12 protein-coding genes and 1 tRNA gene are annotated in these 12,572 nt (G+C 59.3%); 7 read left to right on the top strand and 6 right to left on the bottom strand.

What is annotated here, in order from left to right; genetic code table 11:
• Nucleotides 1–19: 19 nt before the first annotated feature.
• On the bottom strand, nt 20–1,321 hold the full coding sequence (locus tag KO492_RS07080; protein ID WP_216044292.1) for a cytochrome c: 1,302 nt from the start codon (nt 1,319–1,321) through the stop codon (nt 20–22).
• A gap of 693 nt (nt 1,322–2,014) precedes the next feature.
• On the opposite strand from KO492_RS07080, the gene KO492_RS07075 reads away from it, so the two are divergent.
• From KO492_RS07075 to KO492_RS07055, 5 genes are all read left to right on the top strand, one after another.
• Entirely contained in the window at nt 2,015–3,460 is a 1,446-nt protein-coding gene (locus tag KO492_RS07075) for a glucan biosynthesis protein (RefSeq protein WP_252735427.1), read from the top strand.
• Entirely contained in the window at nt 3,445–3,633 is a 189-nt protein-coding gene (locus tag KO492_RS07070; protein ID WP_216044291.1) for a hypothetical protein, read from the top strand. Before KO492_RS07075 ends, KO492_RS07070 begins: the two co-directional genes overlap by 16 nt.
• A gap of 6 nt (nt 3,634–3,639) precedes the next feature.
• Nucleotides 3,640–5,454, top strand: coding sequence for a glucans biosynthesis glucosyltransferase MdoH (gene mdoH, locus KO492_RS07065; RefSeq protein WP_252735358.1), 1,815 nt, complete (start codon nt 3,640–3,642; stop codon nt 5,452–5,454).
• Nucleotides 5,441–6,646 carry an OpgC family protein gene (locus KO492_RS07060; protein WP_216044290.1) on the top strand — a complete coding sequence of 402 codons (1,206 nt, stop codon included), beginning with the start codon at nt 5,441–5,443 and terminating at the stop codon, nt 6,644–6,646. Before mdoH ends, KO492_RS07060 begins: the two co-directional genes overlap by 14 nt.
• 210 nt (nt 6,647–6,856) lie before the next feature.
• Nucleotides 6,857–7,576: a sulfotransferase family 2 domain-containing protein gene (locus KO492_RS07055; RefSeq protein ID WP_216044289.1), complete on the top strand. Its 720-nt coding sequence runs from the start codon at nt 6,857–6,859 to the stop codon at nt 7,574–7,576.
• Between the two features lie 114 nt (nt 7,577–7,690).
• On the opposite strand, the gene KO492_RS07050 is transcribed toward KO492_RS07055, so the two are convergent.
• The 3 genes from KO492_RS07050 to KO492_RS07040 form a co-directional block, all read right to left on the bottom strand.
• A tRNA-Val gene (locus KO492_RS07050) sits at nt 7,691–7,766 on the bottom strand.
• Nucleotides 7,767–7,818: 52 nt separating this feature from the next.
• Nucleotides 7,819–8,610 (bottom strand): thermonuclease family protein, encoded by a 792-nt coding sequence (locus KO492_RS07045; RefSeq protein WP_252735356.1) that lies wholly within the window; start codon nt 8,608–8,610, stop codon nt 7,819–7,821.
• Between the two features lie 96 nt (nt 8,611–8,706).
• Nucleotides 8,707–8,952 (bottom strand): YdcH family protein, encoded by a 246-nt coding sequence (locus tag KO492_RS07040; protein ID WP_216044288.1) that lies wholly within the window; start codon nt 8,950–8,952, stop codon nt 8,707–8,709.
• A 208-nt stretch (nt 8,953–9,160) separates the two neighbouring features.
• Between KO492_RS07040 and KO492_RS07035 the strand changes: the two genes are divergently transcribed.
• Entirely contained in the window at nt 9,161–10,057 is an 897-nt protein-coding gene (locus KO492_RS07035; RefSeq protein WP_216044287.1) for a DMT family transporter, read from the top strand.
• 4 nt (nt 10,058–10,061) lie between these two features.
• On the opposite strand, the gene KO492_RS07030 is transcribed toward KO492_RS07035, so the two are convergent.
• A complete protein-coding gene (locus tag KO492_RS07030; RefSeq protein ID WP_417256182.1) occupies nt 10,062–10,679 on the bottom strand; it encodes a LysE/ArgO family amino acid transporter in 618 nt (205 codons plus the stop codon).
• 85 nt (nt 10,680–10,764) lie between these two features.
• On the opposite strand from KO492_RS07030, the gene KO492_RS07025 reads away from it, so the two are divergent.
• Complete coding sequence (locus KO492_RS07025) at nt 10,765–11,649, top strand: LysR family transcriptional regulator ArgP (protein WP_216044286.1); 885 nt, start codon at nt 10,765–10,767, stop codon at nt 11,647–11,649.
• A 48-nt stretch (nt 11,650–11,697) separates the two neighbouring features.
• Here KO492_RS07025 and KO492_RS07020 read toward each other — a convergent pair whose 3' ends face one another.
• Entirely contained in the window at nt 11,698–12,438 is a 741-nt protein-coding gene (locus tag KO492_RS07020) for a YebC/PmpR family DNA-binding transcriptional regulator (RefSeq protein ID WP_216044285.1), read from the bottom strand.
• Nucleotides 12,439–12,572 lie beyond the last annotated feature (134 nt).

Here is a 12,572-nt window from a genome sequence, read left to right as displayed (position 1 = left end):
TCTATCTCTCCTGATCCCGTCAATGCGCCAGAGCGCCTTGGGCGCGGATCTCGGTTACTGTCTGTTCCAAATCCACCCACGGGGCTTTGTCCGTCCGGCTGTCACGCAGATAGGCGGCAATGGATGCAATCTGCTGATCGTCCAGCGCAGAGCGGTAGCCCGGCATCACAACGCCTTCCATGCCCTGATCGGCATGAACGCCATCAAGGATCACATGAACGAGGTTGGTCGGATCATCCAGACGCACGGCCGAGTTGATGCCCAGATCGGGACGTCCTTCGGCGATTTGCACAGAGTTATAGTGGCAGGCCGCACAGGCGGTTGCATAAAGCCGCTCACCCTCTTCCTTGCGGTAATCGGCTTGCGGCGCACCTGCGGCCAGAGATATTTCGACCGCCGGATTGCTCATCGGAGCCATATCGTCTGCACCAACCTGATCGCCCAGATAGGTCGCAATCGCGAGAAGATCCTCGTCCGGCAAATCCTTGAGACCGGCATGGACCACAGGAGCCATCGGACCCGCAGCAGAACCTTGATAGGTGGTGGTGCCGGTCTTCATATACTGGAAGAAAGCATCTTTATTCCACGCCACCGCAGACGGGTTGTCCGAGGTCAGTGCGGGCGCGATCCAGTTGTCAATCGCAGCGCCTGCAAATTGCTGCGTGACGATTTCCGCCCCGAAAGCGTTGCGCGGCGTGTGGCATGCACCACAGTGGGTCACACCCTCAACCAGATAGGCGCCACGGTTCCATGCCTCTGACTTGTCCGCCTCCGGCTCATACTGCCCCTTGTCAAAATAGAGCATTTTCCAACCGGCCTGCAAAAACCGCTGGTTGAGCGGGAACGGCAGGTCGTTTTCGGTATGGGTCGCCTTCACAGGCTCAACCGAACTCATGAGATAGGCATAAAGCGCGGCGATATCCTCGTCGGTCATTTTCGTGAAATGGTCAAAGGGGAACGCCGGGAACAGATGCGCCCCGTCGCGGTCGATCCCTTCACGCATCGCACGTTCGAACGCGGCGAGAGACCACGTCCCGATCCCTGTTTCGGGGTCCGGTGTGATGTTCGTCGAGTAGATGGTCCCGAAATCGGTTTCCATCGGATAGTTGCCGGCATAGGCCGCACCATCGGAACTTGTATGACAGGAGGCACAATAGCCCGCGGAGGCAAGCTGCCTTCCCTTTTCGATCTGCGCTTCTGGAAAGCTGTCTGCCGAGGGCGGTGCAATCTCGTCGATTGCAGGATGCCAAGCGTAGATGGCGAAGCCGCCGATGCCCAGCACTGCAAGTGCGGCACCGCCGGTAAGTATGCGTTTGATCATATGTTTTTAACCTTTTGATCGGTTAGCTGGCGCGAGCCCCGTAAAGGAGCTGCGCATTATTGGCGTGTCCGACCACCTAGGGCATATCGGCAGGAAGTCACAGGTAAAGCAGCCGCCGCGAGAAAAAAGTGATCGGATTCTGTTTCGAAAGTGAGACAGTTTACATGCCAAACTTGAAGGTCACCGAAAATGACCGGACGCAACCACAATGCGACATAGCGCCACGTTCGGACGCCCCTCCGGAAAACGACTCAGGCAAGAGCACCACATCGCATTCCGCGTCTGCTTATTTTATATCGACACTCACGGAAAATCCGAAATTCCATCCCGAAAACCTCACTCCAGACCCTGAATTCCGGACAATATCCATCCCAAAGGTACAAAAACCATTAAAACAGCGCCCTTGCCATCGGCGGTTTCCTGCAGCCCCTCGCGGAAATTTGCCGAAATGATGAAATAGCCATTTCAAGCGCCGCAGAAAGAGTTAAATAACAACAAACTAGCACGTCAAAACCGTGTCTTACCGGGGGTATACTCTTGACGATTTCCAACACCACGCAACAGAAAGCGACAGCGCCGGAATTCTGGGAACGGCGCCAGTTTCTGACCGCCGCAGCCGCATCTTTCGCGTCGGCCTTGGCACCCGCACATCTGTGGGCACAAGAAGAGGAAGCACCCACGTTTTCCTTCGACATGCTGACCGAGCGGATGAAAGATCTGGCCGGCCATCCCTACTCGGCTCCGGAACCTGTGCACGGGTTTCTGGCCGATCTGGACTATGATGCCTACCAACGCATCCGGTTCCGCCCCGAGCAGGCCCGCTGGCAGGAAAAAGGCGTGGCCTTCCGGCTGCATGCCTTCCATCCGGGATGGCTTTTCAAAGAGCCCGTGAAAATCAACGAGGTCGTCGGCACCAGCGTGCATCCGATGGCCTTCACCACCGCCGACTTCGAATATGATGACGCCGAGCTTGCGCAATCCATCCCGGCTGACGCAGAGATGCCCGGCGTTGCGGGCTTTCGCCTGCACGCGCCGCTGAACCGTGCGGACATTTTTGACGAGTTGATCGTGTTTCAGGGCGCGAGCTATTTCCGCGCCCTCGGCAAAGGCAATTCCTACGGTCTCAGCGCACGCGGGCTGGCGGTCAACACCGGTCTGCCGGAAGGCGAGGAATTCCCGCGCTTCTCCGAAGTCTGGCTGCATCGGCCGCAACCGGGCGAGGAAACCGTAACCGTCTTCGCCGCGCTCGACAGCCCCTCGGTGACAGGGGCCTATCAGTTCGACATCACTCCGGGCGCGACCACCACGGTCGATGTGACCGCGCGTCTGTTCCTGCGCAAGGACATCAAGCAACTTGGCATCGCGCCACTCACGTCAATGTTCCTGTTCAACGGGGCCGACGCAGGACCGTTCGACGACTACCGTCCGGCGGTGCATGACAGCGAGGCGCTTGTGCTCAACACGCAGGCGGGCGAGACCTATTTCCGCCACCTGAACAACCCGCCGCGTCTGGCCAGCTCCTATTTCGGCGCACTCAGCCCCCGCTCCTTCGGGCTGGTGCAGCGCAATCGCGACTTTGAACACTATCTGGATGCCCAAGCACATTACGAGCGCCGGCCTTCGCTGATGATCGAACCGCTCGGCGATTGGGGCAAGGGCACTGTGCGGCTTGTCGAGATTCCCTCCGATCTTGAGGTGAACGACAATATCGTCGCCTTCTGGATTCCCGATCAGGACACAAACGCGGGCGACGCGCTTGAGTATGCCTATCGGATGCATTGGGGCATGTCGCCGCAAGGCGCCGCCTCAGAGCGGCTTGCCAAAGTCACACGAATGCGCACCGGCGAAGGCGGTGTGGCAGGCGTGCAGACCGACACCGGCACACGAAAATTTGTGATCGATTTTGCAGGCGGTCTACTGGACCATCTGCCGGAGAATGCACAACTGGAAGCCGTCTCCAGTGCGAGCAATGGCGAAATTGTCGAAGCTGTGCTCAGCCCTGTGAACGGGCGCAATGAATGGCGGCTTGTTCTGGAAGTTCGGGCCGAACCCGACGCCGTCGTCGAGCTGAAGGCAGGCATATCTGGATACGAGCGCACACTGAGCGAGACATGGATGTACCAATGGATCAACGCGTAAGCTTGAACAAGACAACTCCCGCCCACCTGCAAGAGCCGGTGGTGGTGGAGACGCAAAACTGGATGCCGCCTGCGGCACCGCTTGCGATGCCGAAACAGGTGCTGGAACCCCAGACACACCGGCCCGCCTTGGCGGATGTCGCCCGTATGCTCTTTTTGCGGCGCAAGACGTAACTCGAAATGACACGGCTCAACGCCATGCATGAACACCTTGCCCCCGACACCCGCACACGCTGGTGCCGTGCCTTTGCACTGGCCCTCTCACTTGTGTCTGCGGTCACAGCCTCAAGCCTGATGGGCGAGGCTGCGGCCCAAGACGGGTTTGGCGCATGGGACGCCATTCGGGCGGGACTGGTCTTTGTCACAACAGCATGGCTGGCGTGGGGGGCGTCTCTGGCGCTCATCGGCCTGCCCGGACGGCAACGGGCGGGCACTCACACCGATCTGTCACAGCCTCAACCGCGCACCGTGATCGCCGTACCGATCTGCAACGAAGACCCCCTCACCACCTTCGCCCGTATCGCCGCGATTGACCGCTCCGTAGCCGAAGCCGGAGTTGATGCGGATTTCGTCGTGCTCTCCGACACGCGCGATGCTGAGCTTGCCCGAAAAGAACAACTGGCCTTTGCACGGCTCCTGCGGGACACCAACGGCACAGGCCGGATGTTCTATCGTCGCCGTCAAGACAATGCGGGGCGCAAGGCGGGCAATATCGAAGAGTTCATCCGCACATCCGGCGGAGCCTATGAATTTGCCGTCATTCTTGATGCCGACAGCCTCATGGAAGGCGAAACGATCCGCACGATGATTGCGCGGATGCAGGCCGATCCGCAGCTTGGTCTCTTGCAAACCCTGCCCCAGATCATCGGGGCGCGGTCCTTCTTTGGCCGCGCGCTCCAGTTTGCCTCCTGTTTCCACGGCCCCGTATTCACCCGAGGGCTGGCGCGGATGCAGGGCGCGACCGGCCCGTTCTGGGGGCACAACGCTATTGTCCGCGTTCGGGCCTTTGCCCAAAGTTGCGGCCTGCCCGAACTGTCCGGAAAACCGCCACTGGGCGGGCATATCCTGAGCCATGACTATGTCGAAGCCGCCTTACTGGCGCGTGCGGGCTGGAAGGTCCAAGTAGACCAAACACTCGGCGGATCATTCGAGGAAGGGCCGGAAAACGTGCTTTCTTTCGCCCGCCGAGAACGCCGCTGGTGCCAAGGCAACCTGCAACATGCGCGGTTGATTTTCGCCCCCGGACTGGCGCGCTGGAGCCGTTTCATCTTTCTGCAAAACGTCGCCGCCTATGTCGTTTCGCTCTTGTGGGCCGCCTTTCTCATCGCCTCCCTCATCGGCACGGTGACTGCACCGCCGCCCAAATATTTCCCCGATCCGTATCAGCTTTTCCCCGTCTTCCCCAACACCAGCACGCGGGAGATCACCATGCTGGCTGTCGGCGTTGTTGGGCTGCTGCTGGTTCCGAAACTGCTCATCCTGATCGGCGCCATCCGCTCGGGGCGTGCCAAAGGCTTCGGCGGCGCGGTGCGGGTAGCTTTCTCCGTTCTGGCCGAGATTTTGCTCACCACCCTGCTGGCCCCGCTGATGCTGCTCTATCACAGCCGTGCCGTGCTACAGGTGCTCTCCGGTCAGGACGGCGGCTGGCCCGCCAATCAACGCAACGAAGGCATCCTGTCGTTGTCTGACGGGTGGCAGGCCGGACGCTGGATCATCGGCATCGGCATCGCCTCGCTGGCCGCCGTAGAATGGATGGCTCCGAACCTGACGATCTGGCTTCTGCCGGTCGCACTTCCCATGCTCGCGGCCCCTGTCCTCATCGCATGGACCTCGCGCCCGCTCACCCACGCGGTCTTTACCGTGCCGCAAGCCACCACCCTTTCGCCGGTGGTCACCTCCTACCGCGCCATCGCGGACTCTTGGCGACGGACTTGGGTGGAAGACACCGCGCCAACAGAGCCACATTCGACCGGAGAAACCCATGCTCCAGCATAGGGCCAAGACCGATCCGTTTCCCGTGCCAAGCAGTCCCGCGATCACGCCCAAATCCCCGCGCGATCCGCGGATCGATGTCTTTCGCGGCTTGGCGCTTGTGATGATCTTCATCAACCATGTGCCGGGCAACCCCTACGAATATCTGACGATCCGCAATCTGGGGTTTTCCGATGCGGCTGAGGCCTTTTTCCTGATGTCCGGCATCGCCGCAGGTCTCGCCTACACCCCGCGCTTCATGCAGGCCCAGCGTAACAAACGCGGACTTTGGCGAGCCATTGCGCCGCTGTGGAAACGCGCTTGGTCGCTCTATGTCGTGCAGATCACCCTCTCCGCCTGCGCTTTGGGTATCTTCGCCGCGGCCTACCGGTTGACAGGACGCACGGAGCTTCTGACCCGCATCAACATGCGGCAGGTGTTTCATAATCCGACAGAAGGGCTGATCGGCGTGCCGCTGCTCACGCATCAATTCGGCTATGTCAACATTCTGCCCGCCTATTCGGTGCTTCTGGTCTGCGCTCCTGTCGCAATCTATCTGGGCCTGCGCCGACCGCGCCTCTTGTTCCTGCTATCTCTCACGCTTTGGATGTTCACGGGCATTTTCCGCCTGAACCTGCCGAACTATCCCAACCCGGGCGGTTGGTTCTTCAACCCTTTCGCGTGGCAGGCGATCTTTGTCTGCGGTCTGCTGGTCGGGCTCGGCCAGCGTCAGGGCAAGCCTTTCTTCCCGCAATCCCGCCCGCTCTTCTGGGCGTCGGTCACTTTCCTAATTCTTGTTCTTACGTGGAAATATGTCCCCGGTCTGGGGGCGTTTCTGAACCTCCAGATGCATCATCTGGCGCAAGCCGGCGTGCCGTTCAACATCACCTCCCATGACAAAACCTTTCTGGCCGCGCCGCGCTTTCTGCATATCCTCGCGCTGGGATATGTGCTGTCACAGCTTGCTGTTGTCATGCGGTTTTCGGCGCATCGTTATACCGCGCCCTTGCGGCTGATCGGACGGCACGGGCTGCTGATCTTTGCGGCAGGCACGGTCTTGGCCCTCGCCTGTCAGGCACTCATGATCGCGCAGCCGGATGCCGTTTGGATGGCCTGGATACTGCCGCTTGTCGGGACGGTCGCACTACTCACAATCGCCCTTCTGGCCGAAGCCTCCCGCCGCAACTTGTCAGAGCGCGTGCATGTTGAAATCTGACTTGGGTCAGCACGTTTGCCGAGATGTTGTGCGGGGGCCGTTGAATGCAGTTCGCGAGACATTTTCCTGACTGCCGAGATGACTTTAACGTGACACGCTGCCCAGCTTGACCCCGAAGGCCGCTCACGGCACAAGGACGACGACATCAGATAGGAGACGACCGTGGAGCAAACGCATTCCAAGCCTCAAGGGAAGCCGCCATTCAAAGAGATGGCAAAGCGAAACCTCCGAAATATTGCGGCCTTTGCCCGCTACCGGTCTTCCGATTCATATCCTGTGACAAAACTCATGGCCCCGCATGCGCGCCATGCCATGATCTCGAGGGTCTGCTACTTCCCCGAGTATAACCTCTATTACGCACGCCTTCCCAAATGTGCCAACACGACAATCATCCGCACATTGGCCTATTCTATTGACCCGAAACTGGACCAAATAAGCACATCGGGATTGAAGACCCTCTTCAACCGCTTGCCGAGTGCGCGAGAGTTCGAAAACGCCTATAAATTTGTCGTTCTGCGCGAACCTGTCGTGCGTGCTGTTTCCGCATGGAGAAACAAAGGGCATTCCAAAGTCTTCATCCGAAAACACCGCTATGCTGGTGACGACAGCACAGTCCCAAGCCTTGAACAGTTCCTCACGGCCCTGCGCGACAACGACTATTTCCAGAACGCCCATTTCCTCCCCCAAACGGATATGATTCCGGGGCCCCTCGATGATTTCGAGGTCGGCATGCTCGACCAACTTGAGCCGTTTCTCGAAAAAGTCTGCACCAAAGCAATCGGAAACTATGGCGGCCTGAAAAGCGATCGGAAAGTGGCAACGGACGCGCGAAAACGTGTGCTGGAGATCAGCCCCCGAGAGCGTGCCCTGATTGAAGAACTCTACGCCAAAGATATTCAGGTCTACGAAGACTGCCGCAACACCAATTAAGCCACACGAGGCATGGTGTTGGCACATCGGCATCATGCCTCGTGAAAGACCGAAGGGCGCCTGTGATCACTTGATACACAAGCGGCCAACCAAAATCTGAACAGAGAGGAAAAATGGTGGGTCGTGAGAGGCTCGAACTCCCGACATCTTCGGTGTAAACGAAGCGCTCTACCAACTGAGCTAACGACCCGGTCCGGCTCATTTAGGGGAAAAATTTCGGCCTTGCAAGAGGGTTTGCAAAATTATCCCTGCGCTTTGCGCCATCCGGCAGCGCGGGCCTCGTCTTCGGAGCAAAACCAGCGCTCTCCCGCCCCTGCATTGATCCGTGTGCGCGTATACCACTGCCCGCCTGGCAGGTGATAAATCTTGCCGGATCTGGAGATGTTGCCCTTGATCGCACAGTCCGAGGGCGGGGTTTGCGGTGCAAGTGTTGTACGATGATCGGCGCGGAACTCCGACGGGGACTGGCTCCCTGCCCGCCATAGGCCGCGCCCGCCAGCGCGCGCCTCCTCTTCTTGCGGGACATAATCAAGGGCGTATGTCTCATAGGCATAGGCCGCGCCCACGCGCACCATTTCGGCGTTGAGATCGCCCGAAGCCCCATGACAGACCGCCACGACACGGCCATAGCGGTCGCGATCCTTGGGCACGCAAGCGATGTCCCCCGTTGCCAGACGCTCCAGCACGGCTTTCGACCATGTGCCACAGGCCCAGCTTTTGCCACGCATATCACTACAGCTTTGCGACATTTCCGGCGCGTCTATGCCGTGGAGACGAATCTTCACCTCGCCAATGGCCAGCGTATCCCCATCCACGATTCGAAGCGCCCCGTCCCGTCCGGCAACAATGTCACCACTGGAGGAGGAGGGTTTCTCCGTGTTCGGGTCGGATTTCAGGGCAATCGGCTCAAGCCCCAACAGATGCACAGCATCCGTGCCCCCTTCATGCACGGCCTCTGCCGTCTGAAACGGATACAGAGCCACCCCAGCCCCGATTACGGCCCAAAGCGCCGCAATATATGGTATTTCACCCAACCTCACACACTTTATGTGCGTGATTTGTTCTCACAATGCAAGAGGGCGCGCAACCTGCAGTTAACGCGCCCCCCAGTCATAATATGTGACAAGACCTTATGATGCAGCGGCCGTCAAAGCGGCATAAATCTCGTCTTTGAGCTGCATCCGTTGCTTGCGCAACTCGGCAACAGCAAGATCATCCATCGGCTTCACATTCGTCTCGGCGACATGCACCTCATCGTTCACGTCGTCATATTTTTCCAGAAGACGCGCGAAATGCGGGTCGGAGTTTTTCAGCTCACTGATCTTGTCAGCAAGCTCCGGAAAATCGGCGGCCACTTGGTGCGGTGTATTGGTCATTGCGTGTCTCCTCTTACGCGTCTTTTTTTTCGCAATTCAGTCTGGACGGAGACCCCGTGCCGCCGCTTTGACGAGGATCAATAGTGATCAGTTTTTAGGCAAAATCGGGCCGAAAAATGGTCTTCTGTCAGCCAAGTGCAAAATTGCGGGTGGCGGCATGCGCTTTGCACGCATTGCCAATCCTCCAAAGAACGGACAGTCTCCCGCCATGCGCACACCACAGCTCTCCACATCTCAGGACAAACCCCTGATAAGTCCGGTGAAAGGCATCCTCTGGATGCTGTTCATGACCCTCTGTTTCGTCATGGTCAACGTGCTGGTCAAATATGTCGGCACCGGCCTTCCCGTCCTGCAAAGTGCCTTCCTGCGATTCGCGCTCGGGCTGGTGTTCCTCATCCCTGCCCTCGGAGCCGTGCGTCAGGTCCGCTTCACCCCGCGCATCTGGAAACTGACCTTCGGGCGTGCCGTGTTCCATTCCGTGGCCATGACCTGTTGGTTCTTCGCCATGACCCGCATTCCGATGGGAGAGGTGACATCGCTCAACTTCATGAACCCGATCTACATCACCATAGGCGCGGTGCTCCTGTTTGGCGAGAAAATCGCCCTGCCCCGCATTTCCGCGCTGGTCGTGGCCTTTTTCGGCGGGCTGGTGATCTTGCGCCCCGGATTTCGGGAGATTGATCCCGGCCATCTCGCCATGGTGCTCTCGGCCATGGCTTTCGCGGGGTCCTATCTCATCGCCAACCGGCTGGTGAAAGAGCTTCCGGCCTCCGTTGTCGTGTTCCTCATGTCCGTGACCGTGCCCATTGTGATCGCGCCCTTCGCGCTTTTGCACTGGGAGACACCGACGCTGCATGAATTGCTGCTGCTCTTTCTCACCGCCGCCTTTGCCACACTAGGCCATTATTCCATGACCCGCGCCTTTGCCTGCGCTCCGCAATCGGTGGTGCAACCTGTGGTCTTCGTCCAGCTGATCTGGTCGGTGACCTTCGGCTACCTGCTCTTCGGGGAAGCCATTGATCCCTTCGTCATGCTGGGCGGCGCGATGATCATTGGTGCGATCTCGTTCATCACATGGCGCGAAACGCGCAAGAAACCCGCCTGAGCCATCAAAACGCCCCCAAGAGGCTCAGCGCAATGGACCACATCACCACTGCGATCCCTGCGTCGAGCACCCGCCAGGACAGTTCACGGGCAAAGAGCGGCCCCAGAAACCGTGCTCCGAAGCCCAGTGAGAAAAAGAAGATCGTGGAAGCACACATGGCCCCCAGAGCGAACCCGGTTTGTGCCTCGGGAAAACGGGCGGACACGGCCCCCAACAGGACCACAGTATCAAGGTAAACGTGCGGATTGAGCCATGTGAGCGCCAGCGTCAGCCCCATCACAGGAAGCAAGCGCTGCTCCTGCCCTTGCGCCGCCTCCAGATGCCCACCGCCGCGCCACGCCGAAAGCGCCGCCTTCGCCCCGTAGACCAACAGGAACGCCGCCCCGCCCCAGCGCATCAGCGGCAGGATCGGCGGGAAGGCCGCCGACACACGCGCAGAAGCAAAGACGCCCGTCGCGATCAGCACCGCATCCGACACCGCACAAATCAGCACCACAGGCAGGACATGCGCGCGTCTGATCCCTTGGCGCAGCACAAAAGCGTTCTGTGCGCCGATGGCGACAATCAGGCTCAGACCGGTGAAAAATCCGGTGAGCGCGGCCTGCGTCATATCAGGGGTCATGGTCATGCGTCTCTCCTTTGCGTGCCCCTGAGCTATCGCCAACAAGGTGATTAGACAAATTAATTTTTCTATGCCTAAATTAGATATGCTTAATTCTTCAGACTATCCGGCCCTCACCGCCCTTGCCGCCGTGCTGCACTCCGGCTCGTTCGAAGCCGCCGCAAACAGGCTCTCGGTCACGCCGTCCGCCGTATCGCAGCGGATCAAAGGACTTGAAGACCGTCTCGGCACAGTCTTGGTGCTGCGTGGCACGCCTTGCACCGGCACCGAAACCGGTCGTCGGCTCGCACGCCATATGGAAGAGATCAGCCTGATGGAGCGCCAACTTGCGCAAGACCTCGGCCAGAGCGACAAGGCCAGCCCCGTCCATATCCCTCTGGCGGTGAATGCCGACAGTCTCGCCACATGGTTCTGTGCCGCCATGGCCCCGATTGAGGGCCTGTTGTTCCAGCTTCAGATCGACGATCAGGACCATTCCGCCGACTGGCTGAAACGCGGAAAGGTGATGGCGGCGGTCTCCTCGCGCGACACCCCCGTTTCAGGCTGTGACCTGCAGCCGCTCGGCAAGCTCCGCTATCTCGCAGTCGCCACCCCGGCCTTCATCGCGCGGCATTTCCCTGACGGGCTGACCCCAGATGCCCTCTCGCGCGCGCCCTCGATGATCTATGACGAAAAGGACCGTTTGCCAGACATCTGGACCACCGCCCGCACCGGACGGCGCATGTCCCTTCCGACCCATCGCATTCCCTCGACACATGGTTTCGTCGATGCGGCTCTGGCCGGACTGGGCTGGGGGCTAAATCCGCACCAATTGCTTGACCCTCATCTGGGCACCGGACGGCTTGCCCTGCTCGCCCCCGATCCTCTGGACATCCCGCTGTATTGGCATGTCTCACGCCTCAGCGCCGCGCGTCTCGCCGATGTGACCGAGGCCGTGAAAGACGCGGCCAGGACCTGTCTCGTCCAATAAAAAAACCCGCCAGAATGGCGGGTTTCTCAAAATCACACTGCAGAGGACTTAAAGCTGGGCCGCCACATCATCAGGCACGTCGAAATTGGCGGTGACGCTTTGCACATCATCGTCATCTTCGAGAGCCTCAACCAGACGCATCAGCTTTTGCGCGGTCTCAAGGTCAACCTCGGTGCGGTTCTGCGGCTTCCAGATCAACTTGCTTTCCTTGGACTCACCCAGTTCCGCCTCAAGAGCATCGGACACAGCCGCCAGATCGGTATCAGCGCAATAGATCCAGTGCCCCTCTTCGTCGCTTTCGACATCCTCGGCACCGGCCTCAATCGCGGCCATCATCACCGTATCCGCATCGCCAACAGAGGCGTCATAGGTGATCTCGCCCACACGATCGAACATGAACGACACTGAACCGGAAGTCCCGAGATTGCCGCCCGCCTTGGTGAAAAGCGAACGCACGTTGGACGCCGTCCGGTTCACATTGTCGGTCATGGTTTCGACGATAAAGGCGATCCCTTCAGGACCGTAACCTTCGTAGCGGATTTCGTCATAGTTCTCCGCATCCCCGCCCTGAGCCTTCTTGATCGCGCGATCAATCACGTCCTTGGGCACGGATTGCGTCTTCGCCGTTTTCACGGCCAAACGCAGACGCGGGTTTTTCTCAGGATCCGGGTCGCCCATTTTCGCCGCCACGGTGATCTCCTTGGCGAGTTTCGAAAAGAGCTTCGAGCGCACGGCGTCCTGACGCCCTTTGCGGTGCTGGATATTTGCCCATTTAGAATGGCCTGCCATGTGTGGCGCCTCCGAAAATACGATAATCTGTGCTGTCGGGTCTCTATAAAGCAGCGCGCCCCTGACCTGCAAGGCTGCCACGCATCTTTGCAAGGGTCTTTCTGATGGTCCAAATACTCATTTCGACCTCAAAC

The organism is Celeribacter halophilus (assembly GCF_018860305.1).
Taxonomy (GTDB): Bacteria; Pseudomonadota; Alphaproteobacteria; order Rhodobacterales; family Rhodobacteraceae; genus Celeribacter; species Celeribacter halophilus_A.
The sequence above is the reverse complement of the archived record's forward strand: the minus strand, read 5'-3'. Positions and strand labels throughout refer to the sequence as shown.

Excerpts from the sequence above, each read along its gene's own strand:
- KO492_RS07030 (WP_417256182.1), bottom strand. The coding sequence starts at position 10,679 with ATGACCCCTGATATGACGCAGGCCGCGCTCACCGGATTTTTCACCGGT.
- KO492_RS07060 (WP_216044290.1), top strand. The coding sequence starts at position 5,441 with ATGCTCCAGCATAGGGCCAAGACCGATCCGTTTCCCGTGCCAAGCAGT.
- KO492_RS07075 (WP_252735427.1), top strand. The coding sequence starts at position 2,015 with ATGCTGACCGAGCGGATGAAAGATCTGGCCGGCCATCCCTACTCGGCT.
- KO492_RS07035 (WP_216044287.1), top strand. The coding sequence starts at position 9,161 with ATGCGCACACCACAGCTCTCCACATCTCAGGACAAACCCCTGATAAGT.
- KO492_RS07055 (WP_216044289.1), top strand. The coding sequence starts at position 6,857 with ATGGCAAAGCGAAACCTCCGAAATATTGCGGCCTTTGCCCGCTACCGG.
- KO492_RS07025 (WP_216044286.1), top strand. The coding sequence starts at position 10,765 with ATGCTTAATTCTTCAGACTATCCGGCCCTCACCGCCCTTGCCGCCGTG.
- mdoH (WP_252735358.1), top strand. The coding sequence starts at position 3,640 with ATGACACGGCTCAACGCCATGCATGAACACCTTGCCCCCGACACCCGC.
- KO492_RS07080 (WP_216044292.1), bottom strand. The coding sequence starts at position 1,321 with ATGATCAAACGCATACTTACCGGCGGTGCCGCACTTGCAGTGCTGGGC.
- KO492_RS07020 (WP_216044285.1), bottom strand. The coding sequence starts at position 12,438 with ATGGCAGGCCATTCTAAATGGGCAAATATCCAGCACCGCAAAGGGCGT.
- KO492_RS07070 (WP_216044291.1), top strand. The coding sequence starts at position 3,445 with ATGGATCAACGCGTAAGCTTGAACAAGACAACTCCCGCCCACCTGCAA.
- KO492_RS07040 (WP_216044288.1), bottom strand. The coding sequence starts at position 8,952 with ATGACCAATACACCGCACCAAGTGGCCGCCGATTTTCCGGAGCTTGCT.